This is a genomic window from Kutzneria viridogrisea DSM 43870 (assembly GCF_000525635.1).
Taxonomy (GTDB): Bacteria; Actinomycetota; Actinomycetes; order Mycobacteriales; family Pseudonocardiaceae; genus Kutzneria; species Kutzneria viridogrisea.
The window spans coordinates 8007722-8032059 of record NZ_CP007155.1 but is presented as its reverse complement, the minus strand read 5'-3'; the positions used below and the strand labels follow the sequence as shown (position 1 = coordinate 8032059).

Sequence of the window (24338 nt, the reverse complement as noted above, 5' to 3'; positions counted from 1 at the left end):
CCACACCAAGTCAGCGATGACGCAGGAGTTCCGGCGACCTGGCGAGGTCGGCTTCCCGTGGGCCGATCACGACGCGTCCACGGCGATTCCGTTGAGCGCCTTGATCTCCCCGAAGAAGGCGGGGGACGGGGAGACCTGGATGGTGGACGGCACTTCCATGATCGTCTGGCGTCGGCCCATGACGACCTTGAGGTGCACCGGGGTGTTGCCGGTGTGCCCCTTCAGCGCGGCCTTGAGGTCGTCCACCACGTCCGAGGTGACCCGTTCCGCGTTGAGAACCAGGACCAGCGGAAGCGGGGCGCCGGTGTCGTGCTCGATGTCGGTGAGGTCGAGCGGGGCGACGTCGCCGCCGAAGATGGCCATCTTGTCCTCGCGGAAGTTGATCCGGCCCTTGACCAGGATGGCCGCGTCCTCGATCAGTTCGTGCGAGAACACCTGGTAGGACTTCGGGAAGAACAGGACCTCGACCGAGGCGTCAAGGTCCTCCAGGGTGACGATGGCCCAGGACTCACCCTTCTTGTTCACCCGCCGCTCCATCGAGGCGATCATCCCGGCGAGGATGACCTCCCCCTCCTTCGGCGGCGAGTCGATCAGCTCGGCGATGGACTGCGGCGCGTTCTTGCGCAGGATGCGTTCCGCGCCGTCGAGCGGGTGCGCGGAGACGTACAGCCCGAGCATCTCCCGCTCGAAGCTGAGCAGTTGCTTGCGGGGCCACTCGTCCTCGGTGAGCTTCAGGTGCGCCAGCGGCGAGGTGCTGTCGTCGGCGGCGCCTTCGTCATCACTGCCGAACAGGTCGAACTGCCCCATGGCCTCGTGCCGCTTGAGCGGAACCACCGCGTCCACGGCTTCCTCGTGGATCTGGACCAGCGAGAGCCGCGTGTGGTTGAGGGAGTCGAAGGCCCCCGCCTTGACCAGCGACTCGATGACTCGCTTGTTGCAGGCCGTCAGGTCCGACTTGTCCAGGAAGTCGTTGAAGGAAGCGTAGTTCCCCTTGTCCTGACGGGTCTTGATGATCGACTCGACCACGTTGGCGCCCACGTTGCGGATGGCGCCCAGACCGAAGCGGACGTCCTCGCCGACTGCGCTGAAACGCTGCACGGACTCGTTGACGTCCGGCGGCAGCACCTTGACACCCAGCCGTCGGCACTCGGACAGGTAGACGGCCGACTTGTCCTTGTTGTCACCGACCGAGGTGAGCAGTGCGGCCATGTACTCGGGGCGGTAGTTGGCCTTGAGGTAGGCCGTCCAGTACGAGATCAACCCGTACGCCGCCGCGTGCGACTTGTTGAACGCGTAGCCGGCGAACGGCAGGATCGTGTCCCAGAGCGCCTGGATCGCCTCGTCGGAGAAGCCGTTGCCCTTCATCCCGGCGTGGAAGCCCTCGAACTCCTTCTCCAGGACTTCCTGCTTCTTCTTGCCCATCGCCTTGCGCAGGACGTCCGCGCGTCCCATGGAGTAGCTGGCGACCTTCCGGGCGATGAACATGATCTGCTCTTGGTAGACGATCAGGCCGTAGGTCTCGGCCAGGATCTCCTTGAGCGGTTCCTCGAGCTCGGGGTGGATCGGCTTGATCTTCTGCCGCCCGTTCTTGCGGTCGGCGTAGTCGTTGTGGGCGTTCATGCCCATCGGGCCGGGCCGGTACAGCGCACCGACGGCGACGATGTCCTCGAAGCTGGTGGGCTGCATCCTGCGGAGCAGGTCGCGCATCGGGCCACCATCGAGCTGGAACACGCCGAGGGTGTCGCCGCGGGAGAGGAGTTCGTAGGTGGCCTTGTCGTCGAGCTGGAGCTTGTCCAGATCGATGTCCCGGTCGCGGTTGGCCTTGACGTTGTCGATGGCGTCACCCATGACCGTCAGGTTGCGCAGCCCGAGGAAGTCCATCTTCAGCAGGCCGAGCGCTTCACAGGACGGGTAGTCCCAGCCGGTGATGATCGAGCCGTCCTGGGGCCGCTTCCACAGCGGGATCGCTTCCTGCAACGGGTCGCGGGACATGATGACCGCGCAGGCGTGCACGCCCGCGTTGCGGATCAGGCCCTCCAGGCCACGCGCGGTCTCGTAGATCGTGCCGACCTCGTTGTCGGTCTCGATCAGGGCGCGGACCTCGGCGGCTTCGCCGTAACGCTCGTGCTGCGGGTCCTTGATGCCCGACAGCGGGATGTCCTTGGCCATGATCGGCGGGGGCAGCGCCTTGGAGATCCGGTCCGCGATGGCGAATCCCGGCTGCCCGTACAACACGCGCGCGGCGTCCTTGATGGCGGCCTTGGTCTTGATTGTGCCGAAGGTGATGACCTGGGCGACCCGGTCGTGACCGTACTTCTCGGTGGCGTAGCGGATCATCTCGCCGCGCCTGCGGTCGTCGAAGTCGATGTCGATGTCGGGCATGGCGGTGCGCTCGGGGTTGAGGAACCGCTCGAACAGCAGGCCGTGCGGGATCGGGTCGATGTTGGTGATCCCCAGGGAGTAGGCGACCAGCGCGCCTGCCGCGGAGCCACGGCCGGGGCCCACCCGGATGCCGACCTCCTTGGCGTAGCGGATCAGGTCACCGACGACGAGGAAGTAGGCGGGAAAGCCCTTCTGGAGGATGACGTCCATCTCGAACTCGGCCCGCTCGACGTACCCGTCCGGAATACCGTCGGGGAACCGCCGGTGCAGCCCGGTCATGACCTCCTTGCGGAACCAGGTCTCCTGCGTCTCGCCCTCGGGCACGGGGAAGATCGGCATGCGGTCGTGGTGCGCCCACACGTCATCGTAGGACTCGACCCGTTCGGCGATCAGGAGCGAGGAGTCGCACGCCTCGGGGATTTCCTTCCACAGCTCACGCATCTCCGCGGCGGACTTCAGGTAGTAGCCGTCGCCGTCGAACTTGAAGCGCGTCGGGTCGCTGAGGGTCTTGCCGGTCTGGATGCACAGCAGGGCTTCGTGGTTCTGCGACTGGTCCTTGGTGACGTAGTGGGAGTCGTTGGTCGCCAGCGGCGGAATGCCGAGCTTGCGGCTGATGTCGAGCAAGCCCTCGCGCACCCGGGTCTCGATGCTCAGGCCGTGGTCCATCAACTCGAGGAAGAAGTTCTCCTTGCCGAAGATGTCCTGCCAGGCGGCAGCGGCCTCCAGCGCCTCCTTCTCGTGCCCCAGCCGGAGGCGGGTCTGCACCTCACCGGAGGGGCAGCCGGTGGTGGCGATGATTCCCTCGGCGTGCTCGGCGATGAGTTCCCGGTCCATTCGCGGCCACTTGCCCAACTGGCCCTCGATGGAGGCGCGGCTGGACAGCGCGAAAAGGTTGCGCAGGCCCGTCGCGCTGGCGGCGAGCATGGTCATGTGGGTGTACGAGCCGGAACCCGACACGTCATCCGATTTCTGGTGCGGTTCGCCCCAGAAGATTTTCTTCTTTTCGTAGCGCGAGGCCGGTGCGATATACGCCTCGATGCCGATGATCGGCTTGATCCCGGCCTTCTTCGCTTCCTGGTAGAACTGGTCGGCCCCGTACATGTTGCCGTGGTCGGTCATGCCGACAGCCGTCATGCCGAGCCTGTCCGCTTCCTTGAACAGGGGGGCGATCTTCGCCGCACCGTCGAGCATCGAGTACTCGGTGTGCACGTGCAGGTGGACGAAGGACGGATCGGACACGGAGTGACCTCCCAAGGGTGCGGCGAGCAGCCGCTCGTGCGTGCTGGGGCGACGGGGCTGGGGGCAAGCCTAGCCCTGTTGGAAACCCCCGACTGGCAGGCTCACCGAGGCGACCGGCTCCGCTGGAACGGGCACCGCCGACCCGGCTGGGGTCCGGACATGTCGGGCCGCGTCGCCGTGGCCGCACGACCTGAGGTCCGGGCTGCCGTTCGTCGCTGGTGTGGCGGCGTTGACGAGCCCGGCGAGCCGCACGCCTGCCCCGGACACGAGCCCCTCGGTGTCACCGAGGTCACCTGGGGCCAGGGCGGCTGGCCCTGTTGATCCGGTGGCGCCGCTGAACCGCGGCAATGCGGGATCTGGTCCACCTCATATCTTTTTTGTCGGCGCGAATCCGTCGAATTCTGCGATTTCGCTGCCCATTTTGTGCGGGGTGCGAGGATGGCCGGGTGACTGGCGAACTGGCATCGCGGTACCGGTTGGTGGCCGAGGCGCCCGGTGTGCGGGACTACCTCGCACTGCGGGAACGCTCCGGGCTGACACCCCGTACCGAGGAGCAGGCCACCGCGGCGCTGCCGGGCAGTTGGGCGGCGTGTCACGTGGTGGACGGGGAAACCGGCGCGACCGTCGCGATGGGGCGGGTGCTCGGTGACGGCGGCTGGTACTTCCACGTCGTCGACATGGCGGTGCTGCCCGACCACCAGCGTCGGGGACTGGGCGATGCGGTGCTCAAGTTCCTGCTGGCGACAATTCGCGAGAAGGCGCCCGCGGGGGCGTACGTCAACCTCCTCGCCGACCCGCCGGGCAGGCGCCTGTACGGCAGGCACGGCTTCGCCGAGACCGCCCCCGGATCGATCGGCATGGCCCTGGTGCTGGACTGAACCTGCCCGCGTGGCGTGTTCAGGGCTGGACCACGCCGGGGCAGGTGGTGCGCGCAGTGCCAGCAGGTTGTGCACGACTTCCTGTTGTGTGGAAACGAAGTGGTGCATTCTGTCCTTTGTGGACAGACGTTGGGCGCACGGGAAGAAGTGCGCCTGCACGGTGGCATCACGGAGTTGAGTGCCATGCGGCCCACGTGCTGAGTGTGGCGCACTTCTGCCCGCTGCCAGGGGCAAACGCGAGATCTACGAGTCTGCGGCGATCAGCAACTGAGCGGCGAGGTCCGCGCCATCGGGGCGCACTTCTCCGGCGAGGAGTTCGGCCTTGGCCGCCACGTCCGGCCGCAGGGCGTGGCTGAGCGCCTCGGTCAGTGAGTCGGCGGTCGGCGCGCCGGGCGCGTGCGCGGTACCGATCCCGAGTTCGTGGACTCGTCGCGCCCAGTAGGGCTGGTCGACGTGCTGGGGGATGACCACCTGGGGCGCTCCGGCCCGCGCGGCCGCGGTCGTGGTGCCCGCGCCGCCGTGGTGCACGACGGCCGCGACCCGCTGGAACAGCGCCTGCTGGTTGACCTCCCCGATGGACAGGCAGTCGGGCTGGTCGTCCAGCAGCGCCAGTTCGGCCCACCCGCGCAACACGATCGCGCGGCGGCCGAGCGCGCGGGCCGCCTGGATCATGTTCCTGCTGAGGTCCTGCGGCGCGCGGATGCTGCCGAAGCCGAAGTAGACGGGTGGTTCGCCCGCATCGAGGAAGGCCTCCAGTTCCGGGGACAGCGGACGCTCGTCCGGCAGGATCCAGGCGCCCGTCTGGACGACGTCCTGGGCCTCGGGCTCGGGCCAGGGCCCCAGCGTGGGGTCGGCGGCCAGCCAGGGCTTGTCGGTGAACAGGTAGCTCCGCACGTCGGTGACCGGTGCCAGGCCCGCGGCGGACCGGTGCGAATTGAGCAGGGCGCCCCAGGTGTTGTTCCAGCGTTGTGCGTCCCGAGCCCAGAGCGTGCGGTTGTCGATCGACCCGTCCGCCGGTTTTTCTCCCAGCATCGGATATACGGGCGGCGCATGGTGCGGAGAAGGCAGCGCTGTCGGGCAGTAGCTGGCCATGACATAGCGAATTCCCATTTGCTCGGCCACCGTGCGAGCGGCGATCATCAGGTATCCGCCCGCCACGATGACGTCACAGCCCGCTGCTGCCTCGGTGACCGCCTCGAACTGGGCGGCGACCGAGGCCGCCACCAGCTGACCTCGCTGTTCGGGCGTGGGCGGGACGGCTGACGGGCTGGTTTTCCCGGTCGAGGACAGCTCGGGTCCGACGGGCGTGAACGGGATGCCCAGGCCCTCGACCCAGTCGCGGAAGTCAGGGGGCGCGCACACGCGGACTTCCTGTCCCAGGGCCGTCAACCGCACCGCCAGCGCCACCACCGGCTGGACATCGCCACGCGACCCGATTGTCGACAGCAACGCACGCATCGAAATTCTCCTCCGCAATTGCCCCGGTAACGCCCGGAATTCTGGGCCAGTACCGGGGCCTTGCCGCAAGCCCCCCACTCCGCTATAAGTTGAAGTGGGAGGAAGGCTCGGTGCTTCCGGGTTGGTCGTTCGCGGCGGTGTCGATTCCCGGACCGCGTGCCCACAAGATCGGTGCCGGTCCCTTCGGGCAGCGGTTTTGTGTGCTGCGTCACAAGTCGGCACGCTCGGCGGGGTAGCGGCGTTGGCTGAACAGGGCGGGGTAAACGGGGTTTACCCACGATGCGATGATCCCGTTCACGCCAGACGAGGAGGGGTACCCACCATGCAGAGCACAGACTCCCACCAGGAGCTCTTCACCCCCGAGTTCATGCAGGACCCGCACACCCTGCAGGCCCGGCTGCGCCAGGACGCGCCCGCGCACGAGGTCATCTCGCCGAACAACCTGCGCATGTGGGTGGTCAGCCGGTACGAGGACGCGCGGGCGATGCTCGCCGACCCGACCGTGCTCAAGGACTCGGCCAAGCTGCGGGAGGTGATGGAGGCCAACCTGGTCGACCAGGAGAACCGCCGCGAGTTCGCGGTCGAGCTCTCCCAGCACATGCTCAACAGCGACGGCGCCGACCACTCCCGGCTGCGCAGGCTGGTGACCAAGGCGTTCACCGCCCGGCGCATCGAGCAGATGCGGCCCCGGGTGGAGACCATCACCAACGAGCTGCTGGACGCGGTGTCCCCGGGCCAGCGCGTGGACCTGTTGGACGCCTTCGCCTTCCCGCTGCCGATCACCGTGATCAGCGAGCTGCTTGGCGTGCCCGACGACGAGCGCGAGGACTTCCGCCAGTGGTCGAACTCGCTGGTCGGCAACGGCACGCCCGAGGAGGTCCAGCACGCCGGTGAGGCCATGGTCGCCTACCTGGGCAGGCTCATCGCCGACAAGCGGGCCAACCCCGCCGACGACATGCTCACCGCCCTGGTACAGGCCACCGACGACAGCGACCGGCTCAGCCCGGTCGAGTTGGTGTCCATGGCCTTCCTGCTGCTGGTGGCCGGGCACGAGACCACCGTGAACCTGATCGGCAACGGCACCCTCGCCCTGCTGAACAACCCCGAGCAGTTGGCCGCGCTGCGGGCCGACCGCTCGCTGATGCCCACCGCCGTGGACGAGTTCCTGCGCTTCGACAGCCCGGTGAACATGTCCACCTTCCGGTTCACCACCGAGCCGGTGGAGCTGGACGGGGTGACCATTCCCGCCGGACAGGTCGTGCTGGTCGGCCTGGGGTCGGCCAACCGCGACGGTGACCGGTTCGAGCATGCCGACCAGCTGGACATCACCCGGCCCGTCGGCGGGCACCTCGGCTTCGGCCACGGCATCCACTACTGCCTGGGCGCCCCGCTGGCCAGGCTGGAGGCCGAGATCGCCTTCACCGGGCTGCTCGACCGCTTCCCGGACATGAAGCTCGCGGTGCCCGTGCCGGAACTGCGCTGGCGCAACAGCATCCTCATGCACGGCTTGGAGGAGCTGCCCGTCGTGCTCTGACCCGGATGGCCCACACCCGGCATCGTCCACCTGGGCGGTGTCGGGTGACCCGGTCGGTCTTGCGGGGGATCATCGAGGTATGACCGAGCCAACGAGGGTGGCCCTGCCCGGCAGTGTGCGAGCGGCCGTCACCGACCTGACCCCGGCCGGCGAGCTGGACCCGACGACCGAGGTGGCGGCCACAGTCGTGCTGCGGCGCAGGGCGCAGTTGCCGACCGAGTTGGTGCTGGGCCCGCGAGTGATCGACCAGTCCGAGCTGACCGAGCGCTACGGCGCGGATCCGTCCGATGTGGACCTGGTACGCGGGGTGCTGTCCCGGTACGGGATCGAGGTCACCGAGGTGCACCTGGGATCCCGCCGGGTCGAGGTGCGCGGCCCGGTGTCGGCCGTGCAGGCGGTGTTCGGCGTGCGGCTGGACCTGGTCAGCAGCGGCGGGGTGCGGCACCGGCACCGCGAGGGCGAACTCGGGGTGCCCGCCGAGCTGGACGGCGTGGTGCAGGCCGTGATCGGCTTGGACGACCGCCCGCAGGCCAGCGTGCCGCGCGCCGCGGACACCGCCACCGCCACGAAGCCCAAGGCGTACACCGTGCCGCAACTGGGCAAGATCTACGGTTTTCCCGGGGGCTCCGACGGCACGGGCCAGACCGTGGCGATCCTCGAACTCGGTGGCGGCTACTCCGACCAGGACCTGACCCAGTACTTCAGCTCGCTCGGCGTGCGGGCGCCCTCGGTCACGGCCGTCGGCGTGGACGGCGCGAGCAACGCCCCGTCCCCGACCGCCAGCGGCGAGGACATGGAGGTGGCGCTGGACATCGAGGTCATCGGCGGCCTCGCGCCCGGCGCGGCCGTGGTCGTCTACTTCGCGCCCAACACGGACAAGGGCTTCCTGGACGCGGTCAGCGCCGCCGTGCACGCCACGCCCACCCCGGCCGCGCTGAGCATCAGCTGGGGTTCCTCGGAGGACAACTGGACCCAGCAGTCCCGTGCCGCCATGGACGCGGTGTTCGCCGACGCCGCGGCGCTGGGCGTGACGGTCTGCGCGGCCAGCGGGGACTACGGCGCGGGCGACGGTGAGCGGGATGGCAAGCGGCACTGCGACTTCCCGGCGTCCAGCCCGCACGTGCTCGCCTGCGGCGGCACGACCCTGGTCGCCGACCCGGACAGCGGGGTGATCAGCTCCGAGACGACCTGGAACAACGGCACCGGCAAGACGGCCACCGGCGGCGGGGTCAGCACCGCGTTCGGCCTGCCGGACTACCAGAAGGCCGCGGGCGTGGCGCTGTCCGGGCGCGGGGTGCCCGACGTGTGCGCCGTGGCCGATCCCGCCACCGGCTACCAGATCCTGGTCAACGGCAAGCGGTACGCCTCCGGCGGCACGAGCGCGGTGGCCCCGCTCTGGGCGGCGCTGGTGGCCAGGATCGCGCAGCTGCTGGGCCGCGGGCTCGGCCTGGTGCAGCCGATCCTGTACGCGGGCGCCAAACCGGGTTCGGCCGCGCCCGGGTTCCGCGACGTCACCAGCGGGGACAACCAGGGCTTCCCGGCCGCGCCCGGCTGGGACCCGTGCACCGGGCTCGGCTCGCCGGACGGCGCCGCCCTGCTGGAGGTGATCCGCCAGCGGCTAGCCTCCCAGCCGTGACACCGGAGGAACTGCTCGCCCTGGACCGCGCGCACGTCTGGCACCCGTACGGCCCGATGCCCGGCCGGATCGACCCGCTGGTGGTCGAGTCGGCGCGGGGGGTGCGGCTGCGGCTGGCCGACGGCCGCGAACTGGTCGACGGCATGTCCTCGTGGTGGTCGGCCATCCACGGCTACCGGCACCCGGTGCTCGACGCCGCCGCGCACGCCCAGGTGGACCGGATGAGCCACGTGATGTTCGGCGGGCTGACCCACGAGCCCGCGGTCCGGCTGGCGGCCCGCCTGGTGGAGATCACCCCGGAACCGCTCAAGCACGTGTTCCTGGCCGACTCCGGCTCGGTCTCGGTCGAGGTCGCGATCAAGATGTGCCTGCAGTACTGGCAGTCCCTCGGCCGCACCGGCAAGCGCCGCCTGATGACCTGGCGCGGCGGCTACCACGGGGACACCTTCCACCCGATGAGCGTGTGCGACCCGGACGGCGGCATGCACTCGCTGTGGCGCGGGGTGCTGCCGGAGCAGGTCTTCGCCGACGCCCCGCCCGCGGAGCTGGACGCGCGCTACGTGCAGCACCTGGTGGACACCGTGGAGCAGCACGCCGAGGAACTCGCCGCGGTGATCGTCGAGCCGGTGGTGCAGAACGCGGGCGGCATGCGCTTCCACGACCCGCGCTACCTGCACGTGCTGCGCGAGGTCACGCTCGCCAACGACGTGCTGCTGGTCTTCGACGAGATCGCCACCGGGTTCGGCCGCACGGGCGAGCTGTTCGCCGCCGACCACGCGGGCATCAGCCCCGACGTCATGTGCGTTGGCAAGGCGATCACCGGTGGCTACCTGACCATGGCCGCCGCCCTGTGTACCGAACGCGTCGCCGAGGGCATCTCGCGCGGGCAGGTCCCGGTGCTGGCGCACGGCCCCACGTTCATGGGCAACCCGTTGGCCGCCGCGGTGGCCAACGCCTCGCTGGACGTGCTGCTGGGCCAGGACTGGCGTGCGGAGGTCAAGCGGATCGAGGCCGGTCTGTCCGCGGGGCTGGCCCCGGCCCGCGAACTGTCCGGTGTGGCCGATGTGCGGGTGCTCGGCGCGATCGGTGTCGTGCAACTGGACCATCCGGTGGACATGGCCGCCGCCACCCGCGCCGCGGTCGCCGAGGGCGTGTGGCTGCGGCCGTTCAACGACCTGATCTACACCATGCCCGCCTACGTCACCGGGGATGACGACCTGGCTACCGTGTGCGCCGCAATCGTTTCAGCAGCGCGAAATTCCTAGGCAAACGGTCCGAAAGTCGTGTTGTCAGGCGAAGTTCGCTCGCTTACGTTCCCCGCATGAAGGGGAGACCTGTGAGAAGCCTCGTCGTGGCGGCCGTGTCCGCCGCGACCGTGGTCGTCGCGGCACCGTCCGCACTGGCCGCACCGGCGCCCGCGCCGAGCACGATCAGCTGGGCCGCGTGCACCGACCCGACACTGGCCGCGGCCGGTGCGGAGTGCGGCATGTTGTCCGTTCCCGTGGACTACTCGCACCCGAACGGCAAACAGATCCAGCTGGCCGTCAGCCGGGTCAAGCACAAGACGACCGAGGACAAGTACCAGGGCGTCATGCTGACCAACCCCGGCGGTCCCGGTGGTTCCGGTCTGCTGCTTGCCGCGCGCGGCAACCGGGTGCCCAACCACGCCGGTGACGCCTACGACTGGATCGGCTTCGACCCGCGCGGTGTCGGCGCCAGCGTGCCCGCGCTGACCTGCGACGCCAACTACATGGACTACAACCGGCCCAACTACCTGCCGCTGACCCACCAGATCGAGCAGACCTGGCTGGACCGGTCGAAGAAGTACGCGCAGGACTGCGCCGCGAAGAACCCGGCCGACCTGCTGAACAACATGAAGACCACCGACACCGTCAAGGACATGGACAGCATCCGGCGCGCGCTGGGTGCCAAGCAGCTCAACTTCTACGGGTACTCCTACGGCACCTACCTGGGCCAGGTGTACGGCACCCTGTTCCCGCAGAACGTGCGGCGCATGGTGCTCGACTCCACTGTGGACCCGCGCAACGTGTGGTACCAGGCCAACCTGAACCAGGACATCGCCTTCGACAAGAACCTCAACACCTGGTTCGGCTGGGTCGCGCAGCACGACGACGTGTACCACCTGGGCAGGACCCAGGCCGCGGTCAAGCACGTCTTCGACGAGCAGTTGCTCAAGCTGTCCTTCCAGCCCGCGGGCGGCTACGTCGGCCCGGACGAGTTCATCGACGTGTTCCAGCAGGCCTCCTACTACCAGCTGCGCTGGCTGACCCTGGGCGACGCGTTCTCGAAGTTCGTCAACAAGGGGGACTGGCAGACCCTGAAGACCCTGTTCGAGGCCTTCGGCGGGCGCGGGGACGACAACGGCTACGCCGTGTACCTGGCCGTGCAGTGCACCGACGTGCAGTGGCCCACCAGCTGGAACCAGTGGCGGCTCGACAACTGGCGGACCTTCCTACAGGGCCCGTACTTCACCTGGCAGAACGCCTGGTACAACGCGCCCTGCGTGTACTGGCCCGCCAAGCCGGGCAAGCCGGTCCAGGTCGATGGCGGCAAGGTCGCCAACGTGCTGATGATCGACGAGACCCTGGACGCCGCCACCCCGTACGAGGGCAGCCTCGAGGTGCGCAGCCGGTTCCCCGGCGCCGTGCTGATCGCCGAGCCGGGTGGCACCAGCCACGCCATCACCCCGCGCGGCAACGCCTGCGTGGACAACCGGATCGCCGACTACCTGGCCACCGGTGCGCTGCCCGCCCGCAAGCACGGGCGGACCGCCGACCTGGAGTGCGCGCCGCTGCCGCAGCCCGTGCCCCCGGCCCCGACCCCGCCCGCCGCCTCGCTGACGGCCAAGACCTCAGCGGTACCGAGCTAGCCCCACTGTCATGAAAGTGCCGTTCGAGACATCTAGTGTCTCGAACGGCACTTTCATGACACGACCGTTGGGCCGTGTGGGTGAGGCCGCCCACCAGAACGGATGACCCGGTGGTCCCGTTGTCATCACATGGGCATCGTTGCGGGCCACCGGCGGGTGCGCCTGTCGTAACCTGACTGGTCGTGAACATCCTCGTGATCACCGGCACGGGCACCGGGGTCGGCAAGACCATGGTCACCGCTGCCGCGGCGGCACTGGCGGTGGACAGCGGCCAGCGCGTCGCCGTGGTCAAGCCCGCGCAGACCGGGGTCGGCCCGCAGGAGCCCGGTGACCTGGACGAGGTGGCCCGGCTGGCAGGCAAGATCACCACCCGTGAGCTGCGCCGCTACCCGGACCCGCTGGCCCCGGACACGGCCGCGACCAGAGCGGGACTGCCCCAGCTGCACCCCGCGGAGATCGCGGCCGAGGTGGCGGCGCTGGCCGAGGACCACGACCTGGTGCTGGTCGAGGGCGCGGGCGGACTGCTGGTGCGCTTCGACGACGCGGGCGCCACGCTGGCCGACGTGGCCTGGGCGCTCAACGCGCTGGTGCTGATCGTGGCCGACGCGGGCCTGGGCACGCTGAACACGACCGCGCTGACCGCCGAGGTGCTGCTGCGCCGCGGCGTGGAGTGCGCGGGCGTGGTGATCGGCAGCTGGCCGGGCGAGCCGGACCTGGCGTGCCGCTGCAACCTGGTCGACCTGCCGGAGGTCGCGGGCGGCCCACTGCTGGGCGCCCTGCCCGAGGGAGCGGGCCTGCTGGACCCCAGCGAGTTCCTGGAGGTCGCGCGCACGGCGATGTCCCCGTGGCTGGGCGGAACCTTCGACCCCGACCTGTTCGCCGAGCAGTACACGGCGTGACCTGGGCCTCGTGACGCAGCACTCAGCGTTGCGGTGAGGCAGACTTGCCCGCACGTAGCACCGAGTGAGGAGTGGCTCGTATGACCGCAGTGCCCGACCAGGCCGTGGACACCGACGTACTGGCCGTTGCCCGCGAGCAGGTCCTGGAGCGTGGTGAGGGGCTGTCCGAGGAGCAGGTGCTCCAGGTGCTGCGGTTGCCCGACGACCGGATCCCGGAGATGCTGGAGCTGGCCCACCAGGTGCGCATGCGCTGGTGCGGGCCCGAGGTCGAGGTCGAGGGCATCGTCAGCCTGAAGACCGGCGGCTGCCCGGAGGACTGCCACTTCTGCTCGCAGTCCGGCCGCTTCCCCTCCCCGGTGCGCTCGGCCTGGCTGGACATCCCCGGCCTGGTGCGCGCCGCGCGGCAGACCGCCGAGACCGGAGCCACCGAGTTCTGCATCGTGGCCGCCGTGCGCGGCCCGGACGCCCGGCTGCTGTCCCAGGTCCGCGACGGCATCAAGGCCATCCGCGAGGACGGCAACGACATCCAGATCGCCTGCTCGCTGGGCATGCTCACGCAGGAGCAGGTCGACGAGCTGACCGCGATGGGCGTGCACCGGTACAACCACAACCTGGAGACCGCCCGCTCGCACTTCCCGAACGTGGTCACCACGCACTCCTGGGAGGAGCGCTGGGACACCCTGCGCATGGTGCGCGAGGCGGGCATGGAGGTCTGCTGCGGCGGCATCATCGGCATGGGCGAGTCCCTGGAGCAGCGCGCGGAGTTCGCCGTGCAGCTGGCCGCGCTGGAGCCCGACGAGGTTCCGCTGAACTTCCTGATCCCCAACCCGGGTACCCCGTACGAGAACTTCCCCGTGGTGGAGGGCACCGAGGCCCTGCGCACGGTCGCCGCGTTCCGGCTGGCCCTGCCGCGCACGATCCTGCGCTTCGCGGGCGGCCGCGAGCTGACCTTCGGCGACCTGGGCGCCAAGCAGGGCATGCTGGGCGGCATCAACGCGATCATCGTCGGCAACTACCTGACCAACCTGGGCCGGCCCGCGGCGCAGGACCTGGAGATGCTCGACGAGTTGCAGATGCCGATCAAGGCGCTGAACGAGACCCTGTAGCCGTGGACACCGAATTCTGCTGCTGGTGCGGCAAACCGGGCGCCGAGGGCGATCACGGGTACTGCGCGGGCCGGCTCGCGATGATCGACCCGCCGCGGCACTGCGGGGCCTGCGGGCGGCGCATGGTCGTGCAGGTGACTCCGAGCGGGTGGTCCGCGCGGTGCAGCAGGCACGGGGAGCACACCTCGGCACCGGCCGTGGGCTAGGGTCTGGCAGGTGGCTGAACCCAGCGGGGACCGCGCGACACCGGTCCGGATCCCGCCTGCCGTCGAGCAGGACGTGCCGCCCGCGATCATGGCGTTGCTGCCCCCGCTCACCCCGCCCCGGCCCCGCGTGGTCGTGCGCAGGGACCTGCTGCCCGCGCTGAGCGTGCTGTCCTTCGTGGCGCTGGTCGGGTTGCCGGTGGGCTGGCTGTGGTCGGTGCTCGCGCCCGGCCAGCGCGTGCTGGTCAGCGGCACCGATCAGCTCCCGCTGCTGGACGAGAGCTACCACCGGTTCGACGACCTGGTCATCTTCGTGCTGCTCGGGCTCGGGGCCGGCTTGGTCGTCGGCGGCGCCGTGTGGCTGTTGCGCGAGCGGCGTGGGCCGGTGGTGCTGTTCGCCGCGGTGCTGGGTTCGGCGCTGGCCGCCTGGCTGGCGATGCGCGTGGGCGTGTCCTGGGCGGGCGCCCGCTTCGCGCTGACCGGGGCCCCGGCGAACGGCTCGGTGATCGACCTCGCGCCGGTGCTCGAGTCGGGCTGGGTGGTGCTGGCCCAGCCGCTGGCCGTGGCCCTGGCCTACGGCACGCTGGCCGCCTGGAACGGCATGGACGACCTGGGCCGCCGCCTCGGCTGACCGGGTCCGGAAACCCGCGCGTGTCGGCGCTTCGCGTGCGGTGTGTCGGCGCTTGCCGTGCGGTGTGTTGGGGGTTTGCGCGCGATTTCCCAGCAGGTGGGACTGCATACCGGAAGCGCGAACACACCGTACCGGAACGTCCGACACGCGGTTCCGGAAGCGCCGACACGCGGTGCCTGAGTGTCCGACACGCGCGGGTTCGAGCTCAGTTGTAGTTGGGCTTGGTCGTGAACTCGGGCAGGGCGGCGGGGATGGCCCGCAGCGCCTTGAGGATGCCGGTCTCGCGGTTGAGCACCCGGCGCACCATGCGCAGCCGCCGCAGCGGGTTGACCTCCTCCAACAACTGCTGGCGGTCCTCCATGCTGAGCAGGCAGTCCGCTGCGATCAGGTGCGCCAGCGACTTGGCGTCGGCCTCCGCCTCGGGCTCGGTCCAGTCCTCCTGGCGCCAGGCCGCGGAGCAGTACCTGCGGTGCGCGGCCCGCGCCGCCTCGGTCAGCGCGGGCACGGCCTGCACGCTGGCCCCGGACGGCTCGCTGTCGGGCACCCACTCGACCTTGCCCATCAGGTACGGCGCGCTGCTGGAGTCCAGCGCCAGCAGGCGGAACCGCTGCTCACCCCGGGTGACGATGTCGAACCGGCCGTCGGACAGCCGCTTGACCTGGCGCAGGCTCGCCGAGCAGCCGATGTGCTGCACCTGGGCGAACTCCTCCACGTCGGTCATCCAGCCCTGCCGGATGGCGACCACGCCGAAGGCCCGCCCGCTGATCGCGCCGGTGACCAGGTCCACGGTCAGCTGGCGGTAGCGCGGCTCGAAGATGTGCAGGGGCAGCGAGGCACCCGGCAACAGCACCGTGCCCAGCGGGAAGATCGGCAGCGTGTCGGCCACCCGTTCACGGTACGGGGCCAACTCAGGCCGTGCTTGGTGGTCGCAGCACCGCGAAGGGGTCGGTGACCAGCATTCCGTGCCCGGTGAACCGGAACAGCGCAGCTGGGCGGCCGCCCGCTGGGCCAGGTGGAGCAGTGTGCCCAGTTGGTTCCAGCAATCCTCGTCTGGACAGCACGCGTTGCAGGTTGGTCGCCGCGACCCCGTAGCCCAGGGCCGCGGAGTACAGCTCGCGCAGCGCGGAGATCGTGAACTCCGGCGGGGCCAGCGCGAAGCCCAGGTTCGTGTAGGACAGCTTGGCGCGCAGCCGCCCGCGTGCCCGCTGCACGATCGCCTCGTGGTCGAAGGCCGTGGCGGGCAGCTCGTCCACCGGGTACCAGGCGGTGTCGGCGGGCACCTCCGGGTCCACGTCGCAGGGGATCAGCCCGAGGAAGGCGCTGGCCACCACCCGCGGTCCGGGCACCCGGTCGGGCGCGCTGAACACCGCCAGTTGTTCCACGTGGGCCAGCTTGCGCACGTCCACCTTCTCCGCCAGCTGACGGCGGATTGAGGTCTCCACGTCCTCGGTGTCGCACAGCCGTCCACCCGGTAGTGACCAGCGGTGAGCGTGCGGCTCCTGAGCGCGCTGCCACAGCAGGACCTGCAGTGATCCGTCTCTCACCTGGAGTACCGCGGCCAGAACTTCATTGCCTGTTAACCCCGGACGGCTGCTAGGATCCTGCATGTTTTCGATCCTAAGGCGAAAACCTGGGGATCCGCAACGGAGGAGGACGAGATGGCCGCTACTGCCACTGTGGAGCGGACCGAGTTCGGCTACACCGGCGTGCAGCCCGACGCGGACTGGCGGGAGGAGGTCCTCGCGCTCGCGGCCAAACGCGACGCGGTGATCCTCGCGCACAACTACCAGCTGCCGGAGATCCAGGACATCGCCCACCACACCGGTGACTCCCTCGCGCTGAGCCGGATCGCGGCGCAGTCGCAGGCCTCGACGATCGTGTTCTGCGGCGTGCACTTCATGGCCGAGACGGCGAAGATCCTCAGTCCGGACAAGACCGTGCTCATCCCGGACGCCCGCGCGGGCTGCTCGCTGGCCGACTCGATCACCGGCGCCCAGCTGCGCGAGTGGAAGGCCGAGCACCCGGGCGCCGTCGTGGTGTCCTACGTCAACACCACCGCCGAGGTGAAGGCGGAGACCGACATCTGCTGCACCTCCTCCAACGCCGTGGACGTGGTGGCCTCGATCCCGGCCGACCGCGAGGTGCTCTTCTGCCCGGACCAGTTCCTCGGCGCGCACGTGCGCCGCAAGACCGGCCGGGACAACCTGCACGTGTGGGCCGGGGAGTGCCACGTGCACGCGGGCATCAACGGGCCGGAACTGGCGGGCAAGGCGAAGGCCAACCCGGACGCGGACCTGTTCATCCACCCCGAGTGCGGCTGCGCCACCTCGGCGCTCTACCTGGCCGGTGAGGGCGCGCTGCCCGCGGAGAAGGTCAAGATCCTGTCCACCGGGGACATGCTCACCGCGGCGCGGGACACCAACGCGCGCCAGGTGCTGGTGGCCACCGAGGTCGGCATGCTGCACCAGCTGCGCAGGGCCGCGCCGGAGATCGACTTCCAGCCGGTCAACGACCGGGCCTCGTGCCGGTACATGAAGATGATCACGCCCGCGGCCCTGCTGCGCTCGCTGCGGGAGAACGCCGACGAGGTGCACGTGGACGCCGACACGGCCGCCCGCGCCCGCAAGTCGGTGCAGCGGATGATCGAGATCGGCCAGCCCGGCGGTGCCGAATGAGAATCGAACCGCGCTGGGAGGCCGAGGCCGACCTGGTGGTGGTCGGCACCGGGGTGGCCGGGCTGACCGCGGCGGTCGACGCGCACGCGCTGGGCCTGCGCGTGCTGGTGGTCACCAAGGCCACCGCCGTGGACGGCAACACCCGCTGGGCGCAGGGCGGGGTGGCCGTGGTGCTGCCCGGGGAGCACGACGAGGGCGACACGGTGCGCCACCACGTGCAGGACACGCTGACCGCCGGTGCGGGCCTGTGCGAGGAGGCGGCCGTCGCCGCGATCCTGGCCGACGGCCCGGCCGCGGTGACCAGGCTGCGGCGCTTCGGCGCGGTGTTCGACGCGGGCTCGAACGGCAGGCTCGCGCGCACCCGTGAGGGCGGGCACAGCGCGTTCCGCGTGGTGCACGCGGGCGGGGACGCCACCGGGGCCGAGGTGGAGCGGGCCCTGCTCGCCGCCGCCAAGGACAACCGGATCACCATGCTGGACAACCACATCGCGGTGGAGGCGTTGCGCACTCCGCACGGCGAGGTGTCCGGGCTGCTGGTGCTGGACGGCCGGGGCGTGCCGGGTGTGCTGCGCGCGCCCGCAGTGCTGCTGGCCACCGGCGGCATGGGCCAGATGTACCAGGCCACCTCGAACCCCGAGGTGGCCACGGCCGACGGGCTGGCGCTCGCGCTGCGGGCCGGTGCCGTGGTCAGCGACCTGGAGTTCGTGCAGTTCCACCCGACCGTGCTCTACACCGGGGCCGAGGCGCGGGGCCGCTGCCCGCTGGTGACCGAGGCCGTGCGCGGGGAGGGCGCGATCCTGGTCGACGCCTTCGGTGAGCGGGTCATGCTCGGCGTGCACCCGCTGGCCGACCTCGCCCCGCGCGACGTGGTCTCCGCGGCGATCACCCGCCGCATGGTCGAGACCGGCACCGACCACGTGTTCCTGGACGCCACGCACCTGGACGGCGAGGCGTTCCGCAAGCGGTTCCCGACCGTGCACGCCGCCTGCGCCGCGGTGGGCGTCGACCCCGCCGTGGACCCGATCCCGGTGGCCCCGGCCGCCCACTTCTCCTGTGGTGGCGTAGTGTCCACTGTGGACGGCCGTACCCAGGTGACGGGCCTGTACGCCGCCGGTGAGGTCGCCCGCACCGGCCTGCACGGGGCGAACCGGTTGGCCTCCAACAGTTTGCTGGAGGGCCTGGTCGTCGGGGCGCGGGCCGCCCGCGCGGTCGCCGCCGACCTGGCCTCGGGCCTGCTGGGGGATCCGGCGCTGGCCGAGTCGCTGCCCCCGCTGGCGGCCCCGGTGGCCGAGCGGGACGTGTTGCAGCGCACCATGAGCCGCCACGCCGCGATCGGCCGCAACCTGGACGGGCTGGGCGCCGCCGCCCAGCTGATCGACCACGCCACGGTCGTCCGTCCACTGAGGACACGTCAGGCCGTGGAGGACGCGGCGCTGACGATGGCCGCGGGCATCCTGCTGACCGTCGCCGCGCACCGCACCGAGTCGCGCGGCTGCCACGTGCGCACCGACTACCCGGAGCGCAACGACATCGCCTGGGGCCGCAGCGTTTCCGTGCGGCTGGACGTGGCGGGACAGCCGTTCCTGTTCGACACACCGGTACTGGGAGGCGTGGCGTGACCATCGATCTGGACGATCTCCAGCGGGTGATCGACACCGCGCTGGCCGAGGACCTGCGCTACGGGCCGGACGCCACCACGGCGGCCACCGTGCCCGCGGACGCCGTGGCCGTGGCCAGCTTCACCCCGCGCAGGCCCGGCACCATCGCGGGCGTACCGGCGGCACTGGCCGTGCTGGACAAGGTGCTCGGCGACTACGAGGTTCTGTCCACAGTGGAGGACGGAACCCGGCTGGCCGCGGGCGAACCGGCGCTGGTGGTGCGCGGGCAGGTCCGCGGCCTGGTGACCGCCGAGCGCACCGCGCTGAACCTGTTGTGCCACCTGTCCGGCGTGGCGACGGCCACCGCGGCCTGGGTGGACGCCGTGGCCGGAACCGGTTGCGCCATCAGGGATTCCCGCAAGACCCTGCCCGGACTGCGACTGTTGCAGAAGTACGCGGTGCGCTGCGGCGGCGGGGTCAACCACCGGCTCGGGCTCGGCGACGCGATCCTGATCAAGGACAACCACGTGCAGGCGGCCGGTTCGGTGACCGCGGCGTTGAAGGCGGCCCGCGCGCACGCCCCGCAGCTGGTCTGTGAGGTGGAGGTGGACAGCCTGGAGCAGCTGGACGAGGTGCTGGCCGAGCGCGCGGAACTGGTGCTGCTGGACAACTTCACGCCCGAGCAGTGCGCCGAGGCCGTGCGCCGGACCCGTGCCGCGGGCACGCCAACCGAGCTGGAGGCCTCCGGCGGGCTGACCCTGGACGTGGCCAGGGCCTACGCCGAGACCGGGGTGGACTACCTCTCCGTGGGCGGGCTCACCCACTCCTCACCCGCCCTGGACCTCGGCCTGGACATGTAAGGTCACCGCCAGGGGAGGGGACATGGGCGAGGACCAGGCCAGACTCATCGACAGCCTGCTGGCGGCGGTGCGGGCCGCGCCGACGGACACCACGCTGCGCACGCACCTCGCGCAGCTGCTGGTGGCCCAGGGGCGCAACGAGGAGGCGATCAGCCACATCGCCGTTGTCCTGCAACAGGAACCGGGTTCGGAGTCGGCGCGGGCGCTGATGGTCCAGGCCATGGGCGCCCCGGTCGCGCCCGCGCCCGAGTTCGACTGGCAGCGCGCCGAGCGGGAGCTGGACCTGCCGGTGCCCACCGAGTTCGCCGAGGGGGCACCGGCGCACGAGGTGGCCCGCTCCACCGTGCGGCTGGCCGATGTCGGCGGCATGGAGCAGGTCAAGCAGCGGCTGGAGGCGGCCTTCCTCGGGCCGATGCGCAACCCGGAGCTGCGCAGGATGTACGGCAAGAGCCTGCGCGGCGGGCTGCTGCTGTACGGCCCGCCGGGCTGCGGCAAGACCTTCCTGGCCAAGGCCGTTGCCGGGGAGCTCGGCGCCGGGTTCCTCACCGTGTCCCTGGCCGACGTGCTGGACATGTGGATCGGCCGCAGCGAGCGCAACCTGCGCGAGGTGTTCCAGCTCGCCCGCCGCAGCGCGCCCTGCGTGCTGTTCCTGGACGAGATCGACGCGCTGGGCCGCAAGCGCACCCAGCTGGCCAACTCCGGCATGCGCAACACGGTCAACCAGCTGCTGTCCGAGATGGACGGCGCCGACGCCGAGAACGAGGGCGTGTTCGTGCTGGCCGCGACCAACCACCCGTGGGACGTGGACCCCGCGCTGCGCAGGCCGGGGCGGCTGGACCGCACCGCGCTGGTGCTGCCGCCCGACCTGCCCGCCCGGGTGGCGATCGTGCGGTACCACCTGCGCGACCGGCCGATCGCGGGCATCGACGTCACCGGCATCGCCCGGCGCACGGAGGGCTACTCCGGCGCGGACCTCGCGCACCTGTGCGAGACCGCGGCCGAGCGCGCGCTGCTGGACTCGGTGCGCAGCGGGCAGCCACGCATGATCGACATGCCGGACCTGGAGGCGGCGCTGCGGCAGGTGCGGCCCTCGCTGCGGCCCTGGTTCGACACCGCGCGCAACGTGGCGCTGTACGCCAACGAGGGCGGTCAGTACGACGAGCTGGTGGCGTACATGAAGAAGCACCGGCTGCTGTGAGCGGGGTCTACGAGCGGGCGCAGGCCCTGATCGACCTGGGCCGGCACGAGCAGGCCGTGCAGGTGCTGATCGAGCATCTGGGCGGCCAGCCCTACGACGTGCAGGCGCTGAACCTGCTCGCGCTGGCACACCTGAAGTCCGGCAACAACCACGCCGCGCTGGAGGCCGCGAACTCCAGTGCGGCGCTGACGCCCGACCACGAGTGGCCGCACCGGCTGCGCAGCGTGGCGCTGGCGGCGCTGGGCGCGGGCCCGGACGCGTTGGCGGCGGCGGAGCTGGCGGTGTCGCTGGCGCCGCACGTGTCGCTGACCCACGCCAACCTCGCCACCGTGCTGACCACGCTCGGCCGCCCGCAGGACGCACTGGCGCCCGCCAACACGGCGATCGGCCTGGCGCCCAACGTGGCCGACCGGCACGTGCAGCTCGCGCGGATCTCCCTGGCGCTGAAGGACCTCGCAACGGCACGGGCCGCCGCGCAGCGCGCGGTGCAGCTCGAACCGGACAACGCCGAGGCCGTGCGCGCGCTGGCCGCGACCGACCTGTCCTCCGGCAAGCTGCGCAGCGCGACCGAACTCCTGCTGGGCGCCGTGCGGATGGATCCCCGGCAGCTGGCCTCCGGGGCGGCGCTGGACGTGGTCGGCGGCCGGTACGCCCGCCGCCTCGTGCTGGGCCTGCTGCTGCTCCTGCTGTGCACCACGGCAACCCTGTCGGTCCTCGCGCTGGCCCCGGACTTCCTGCCGCACCTCGGCGACACCCTGATCGCCCGCGAGGTGATCGGCGCCGCCTTCGTGGTGCTCACGGCGGGTTTGCTGGTCGGCTGCGTGCTGAGCACGCCCGCGCAGCTGCGGCACCACCTCGCCGCCCTGCCGGGACGCGTGCCGCCCGGCGGCTGGATCACCGTTGCCTTGGCGCTGCTGGACATCGCCGGGCTCGCCGTGCTGCCCACCCAGGCCGCCCGGGTGCCCGCGGTCCTCACCGGGTTCCTGCTCGCGCTGTTCCTGCTCGGGCTGGTGGCCCGCACCCAGCCCAAGCTCGGTGGCGCGGCGGCACTCGTGGTGTTCTTGCTCGCCGTGTGGCTGGTCGTCCGCCCGTACTGGCCGAGCCAGCACACCGCCGCCCCGCCCACGATCACGATGCCCACCTTCACCGTGCCGAGCCTGCCGCCCGGCATGGGCACCGGCACCGCCGCCGGGGCGTGGACCGAGCAGTTCTGCAAGCGGCTGGACCCGATCACCGACCCGACCGCCACGCTCCCGCCGCTGCCGCGCTACGGCACGCCGCCGGAGGACATCGCCATGCTGTACCGCCAGTTCATCGCCGTGCTCGTCAGCAAACGGGACAAGGCGACCACCCAGTTCGAGACGGTCCAGCCGCCGCCGACCGCGGACGGCCCGGCCATGCACGCCGCCCTCATGCAGGCACTGGTGGCGGACCGCTCCGCCGTGACCGCGCTGCTGCGCGAGGTGGACCCGATCGCGACCGCGGACAACCCGTATCCGCTGCTGAAGTCCCTGGACGACAAGGTGCGCGACACCGTGAAGCAGGGCCTGACCAGGATCCGTGCCGTGCTCGACAGCTCACCGGAGCTGCGCGAGGCCGCGAAGACCTCGCTGAGCTGCGTGTTCCTGAAGTGACCTTGCCGGGGACTCAGAACCGGCGGTTGGCCAGCACCGGGATGGCCTTGCGGGCCTCGTCGGCCATGGCCGGGTCGATGTCCACCACGAGCAGGTCCGGGTCCGCGCCGAGCTGGCCGTGCACCCTGCCGAACGGGTCGGCCACCATGCTGTACCCGACCCCGGTCGGCGCGTTGCCCTCGCCCGGCTGCTCCGGCGGGGCCTGGCCGCAGGCCACCACCCAGCTGGTGCTGTCCACGGCCCTGGCCCGCACCAGCAGCTCCCACTGCTCGCGCTTGCCGGGGCCGTCACCCCAGGAGGCGCCCAGCACGATCACCTTGGCGCCCTGGTCGGCCAGGGTGGTGAACAGGCCGGGGAAGCGCAGGTCGTAGCAGATGGCCGCGCCAAGGCCGACCCCGTTGAACTCGACCACCACGGTGGGCTTGCCGGGGGCCACCGTGCGGGACTCGGTGAAGCCGAACGCGTCGAACAAGTGGATCTTGTCGTACCCCAGGTGCACCCTGGCACAGGTGATGAGCATCGTGTTGCGCACGCGGTCGTCGTCGGCGGGGGTGAACATGCCCGCCATGGCCACGACCTCGTGCCGCACGGCCAGCTCACGCAGTTGCGTGGCCCACGGCCCGTCCAGCGGTTCGGCCACCGGGCCCAGCGGCACGCCGAAGCAGGCCATGGTCGCCTCCGGGAACACCACCACCTCGGCGCCCTGCGCGGCGGCCTTGGCCATCGCCTCGGCCACCAGCTCCAGGTTCGCCCACTTGTCCGGGGTGGAGGTGATCTGGCACAGGGCGATCCTCACGGCTGGCTCCTTGGCTGTGCGTGCGCTGTTACCGTCGTGTATACCGCCAGTATGCAAGCCACGGGAGGGGTTGTGAACTCTGGGCGGGACAAGGCGTACGAGTACCTGCGGGACACCATCCTCGCCGACCCGGCCAGCCAGGGCCAGTTCATCAGCGAGCAGGAGGTCGCCGACCGGGTCGGCGTCTCACGCACCCCCGTCCGCGAGGCCCTGCTGCTGCTGGCCGCCGAGGAACTGGTGCGCCTGGTGCCCAAGCGCGGCGCCTACGTGGCCCCGATGACCGCCCGCGAGATCACCGAACTGGTGGAGCTGCGCGGGCTGCTGGAGCGGCACGCCGCCGAGCAGGCCCTGGCCAGCGGTGCCGTGCCGCTGGCCGAGTTGCGGGAGGCCCTGGACCGCCAGCGCGCCGAGCCCGAGGTCCGGCAGTTCATCGACTGGGACCGCCGTTTCCACACCGCGCTCGTCGCCGCCACCGGCAACGCCATGCTGACCAGGGTCTACACCGGGCTCGGCGCCCGGCAGGTCCGCGCCGGGCTCACCGCCCTGCACGCCGCCGCCGACCGCCGCGAGGCCGTGCTCACCGAGCACGAGGCCATCCTCGCCGCCCTCGCCGCCAACGACCCCGCCGCCGCCCGCGCCGCCATCACCGCCCACCTCGACAGCACCCTGCGAGTGCTGCTCGCGGGGGCGTGAGGCGGCCCGCCCTCGCCGCACCTCACAC

General features: G+C 71.0%; 20 protein-coding genes. 15 read left to right on the top strand and 5 right to left on the bottom strand.

Translation table 11 applies throughout. The features are described from left to right. Positions 1–66: 66 nt before the first annotated feature. Positions 67–3621, bottom strand: coding sequence for a DNA polymerase III subunit alpha (gene dnaE, locus KALB_RS34795; RefSeq protein WP_025360293.1), 3555 nt, complete (start codon positions 3619–3621; stop codon positions 67–69). 446 nt (positions 3622–4067) lie between these two features. Between dnaE and KALB_RS34790 the strand changes: the two genes are divergently transcribed. Continuing rightward, complete coding sequence (locus KALB_RS34790) at positions 4068–4499, top strand: GNAT family N-acetyltransferase (RefSeq protein ID WP_025360292.1); 432 nt, start codon at positions 4068–4070, stop codon at positions 4497–4499. A 243-nt stretch (positions 4500–4742) separates the two neighbouring features. On the opposite strand, the gene KALB_RS34785 is transcribed toward KALB_RS34790, so the two are convergent. Then, entirely contained in the window at positions 4743–5957 is a 1215-nt protein-coding gene (locus KALB_RS34785; protein ID WP_025360291.1) for a glycosyltransferase, read from the bottom strand. 322 nt (positions 5958–6279) lie between these two features. Here KALB_RS34785 and KALB_RS34780 point away from each other — a divergent pair, with 322 nt between their 5' ends. From KALB_RS34780 to KALB_RS34745, 8 genes are all read left to right on the top strand, one after another. Continuing rightward, positions 6280–7491, top strand: a complete 1212-nt coding sequence (locus tag KALB_RS34780) for a cytochrome P450 family protein (protein ID WP_025360290.1) — start codon at positions 6280–6282, stop codon at positions 7489–7491. Between the two features lie 79 nt (positions 7492–7570). After that, a complete protein-coding gene (locus KALB_RS34775; RefSeq protein WP_025360289.1) occupies positions 7571–9127 on the top strand; it encodes a S53 family peptidase in 1557 nt (518 codons plus the stop codon). Then, positions 9124–10392, top strand: coding sequence for an adenosylmethionine--8-amino-7-oxononanoate transaminase (locus KALB_RS34770; RefSeq protein ID WP_025360288.1), 1269 nt, complete (start codon positions 9124–9126; stop codon positions 10390–10392). Before KALB_RS34775 ends, KALB_RS34770 begins: the two co-directional genes overlap by 4 nt. Before the next feature lie 56 nt (positions 10393–10448). Next, positions 10449–12017, top strand: coding sequence for an alpha/beta hydrolase (locus KALB_RS34765; protein ID WP_025360287.1), 1569 nt, complete (start codon positions 10449–10451; stop codon positions 12015–12017). A 182-nt stretch (positions 12018–12199) separates the two neighbouring features. Next, entirely contained in the window at positions 12200–12916 is a 717-nt protein-coding gene (gene bioD / locus KALB_RS34760; protein WP_025360286.1) for a dethiobiotin synthase, read from the top strand. Between the two features lie 80 nt (positions 12917–12996). Then, entirely contained in the window at positions 12997–14022 is a 1026-nt protein-coding gene (bioB, locus tag KALB_RS34755; RefSeq protein ID WP_025360285.1) for a biotin synthase BioB, read from the top strand. 2 nt (positions 14023–14024) lie between these two features. Continuing rightward, entirely contained in the window at positions 14025–14228 is a 204-nt protein-coding gene (bsaP, locus tag KALB_RS34750; RefSeq protein WP_025360284.1) for a biotin synthase auxiliary protein BsaP, read from the top strand. Between the two features lie 88 nt (positions 14229–14316). After that, positions 14317–14856, top strand: a complete 540-nt coding sequence (locus KALB_RS34745) for a DUF2567 domain-containing protein (RefSeq protein ID WP_081790017.1) — start codon at positions 14317–14319, stop codon at positions 14854–14856. Positions 14857–15061: 205 nt separating this feature from the next. On the opposite strand, the gene KALB_RS34740 is transcribed toward KALB_RS34745, so the two are convergent. Beyond that, entirely contained in the window at positions 15062–15742 is a 681-nt protein-coding gene (locus KALB_RS34740) for an LON peptidase substrate-binding domain-containing protein (RefSeq protein ID WP_025360282.1), read from the bottom strand. Between the two features lie 22 nt (positions 15743–15764). Then, positions 15765–16463, bottom strand: a complete 699-nt coding sequence (locus tag KALB_RS34735; protein ID WP_081789676.1) for an NUDIX hydrolase — start codon at positions 16461–16463, stop codon at positions 15765–15767. A 51-nt stretch (positions 16464–16514) separates the two neighbouring features. Here KALB_RS34735 and nadA point away from each other — a divergent pair, with 51 nt between their 5' ends. Genes nadA through KALB_RS34710 form a run of 5 tightly spaced genes read left to right on the top strand, consistent with a single transcriptional unit; the run spans position 16515 to position 22821 of the window. Continuing rightward, positions 16515–17531, top strand: a complete 1017-nt coding sequence (nadA, locus tag KALB_RS34730; protein WP_025360280.1) for a quinolinate synthase NadA — start codon at positions 16515–16517, stop codon at positions 17529–17531. Beyond that, entirely contained in the window at positions 17528–19150 is a 1623-nt protein-coding gene (locus tag KALB_RS34725; protein WP_042221107.1) for an L-aspartate oxidase, read from the top strand. The genes nadA and KALB_RS34725 overlap by 4 nt, the downstream gene beginning before the upstream one ends. After that, the gene (gene nadC, locus KALB_RS34720; RefSeq protein WP_025360278.1) at positions 19147–19989 is read left to right on the top strand and encodes a carboxylating nicotinate-nucleotide diphosphorylase; all 843 of its coding nucleotides are present in this window, start codon (positions 19147–19149) and stop codon (positions 19987–19989) included. The genes KALB_RS34725 and nadC overlap by 4 nt, the downstream gene beginning before the upstream one ends. Positions 19990–20011: 22 nt before the next feature. Next, positions 20012–21187 carry a tetratricopeptide repeat protein gene (locus KALB_RS34715; protein WP_025360277.1) on the top strand — a complete coding sequence of 392 codons (1176 nt, stop codon included), beginning with the start codon at positions 20012–20014 and terminating at the stop codon, positions 21185–21187. Then, a complete protein-coding gene (locus KALB_RS34710) occupies positions 21184–22821 on the top strand; it encodes a tetratricopeptide repeat protein (protein ID WP_025360276.1) in 1638 nt (545 codons plus the stop codon). The genes KALB_RS34715 and KALB_RS34710 overlap by 4 nt, the downstream gene beginning before the upstream one ends. A gap of 13 nt (positions 22822–22834) precedes the next feature. Here the strand turns inward: KALB_RS34710 and KALB_RS34705 are convergent, their stop codons facing one another. Further along, positions 22835–23617: a carbon-nitrogen hydrolase family protein gene (locus tag KALB_RS34705; protein ID WP_025360275.1), complete on the bottom strand. Its 783-nt coding sequence runs from the start codon at positions 23615–23617 to the stop codon at positions 22835–22837. 72 nt (positions 23618–23689) lie between these two features. Here KALB_RS34705 and KALB_RS34700 point away from each other — a divergent pair, with 72 nt between their 5' ends. Further along, the gene (locus KALB_RS34700; RefSeq protein WP_025360274.1) at positions 23690–24310 is read left to right on the top strand and encodes a GntR family transcriptional regulator; all 621 of its coding nucleotides are present in this window, start codon (positions 23690–23692) and stop codon (positions 24308–24310) included. The last annotated feature ends 28 nt before the right edge of the window (positions 24311–24338 follow it).

What these genes read in the sequence shown, in the direction of transcription:
- nadA (WP_025360280.1), top strand. Translation starts at nt 16,515, where the DNA reads ATGGCCGCTACTGCCACTGTGGAGCGGACCGAGTTCGGCTACACCGGC.
- KALB_RS34775 (WP_025360289.1), top strand. Translation starts at nt 7,571, where the DNA reads ATGACCGAGCCAACGAGGGTGGCCCTGCCCGGCAGTGTGCGAGCGGCC.
- KALB_RS34780 (WP_025360290.1), top strand. Translation starts at nt 6,280, where the DNA reads ATGCAGAGCACAGACTCCCACCAGGAGCTCTTCACCCCCGAGTTCATG.
- bioB (WP_025360285.1), top strand. Translation starts at nt 12,997, where the DNA reads ATGACCGCAGTGCCCGACCAGGCCGTGGACACCGACGTACTGGCCGTT.
- KALB_RS34785 (WP_025360291.1), bottom strand. Translation starts at nt 5,957, where the DNA reads ATGCGTGCGTTGCTGTCGACAATCGGGTCGCGTGGCGATGTCCAGCCG.
- KALB_RS34735 (WP_081789676.1), bottom strand. Translation starts at nt 16,463, where the DNA reads ATGCAGGATCCTAGCAGCCGTCCGGGGTTAACAGGCAATGAAGTTCTG.
- KALB_RS34715 (WP_025360277.1), top strand. Translation starts at nt 20,012, where the DNA reads ATGGGCGAGGACCAGGCCAGACTCATCGACAGCCTGCTGGCGGCGGTG.
- KALB_RS34745 (WP_081790017.1), top strand. Translation starts at nt 14,317, where the DNA reads ATGGCGTTGCTGCCCCCGCTCACCCCGCCCCGGCCCCGCGTGGTCGTG.
- KALB_RS34725 (WP_042221107.1), top strand. Translation starts at nt 17,528, where the DNA reads ATGAGAATCGAACCGCGCTGGGAGGCCGAGGCCGACCTGGTGGTGGTC.
- KALB_RS34765 (WP_025360287.1), top strand. Translation starts at nt 10,449, where the DNA reads ATGAAGGGGAGACCTGTGAGAAGCCTCGTCGTGGCGGCCGTGTCCGCC.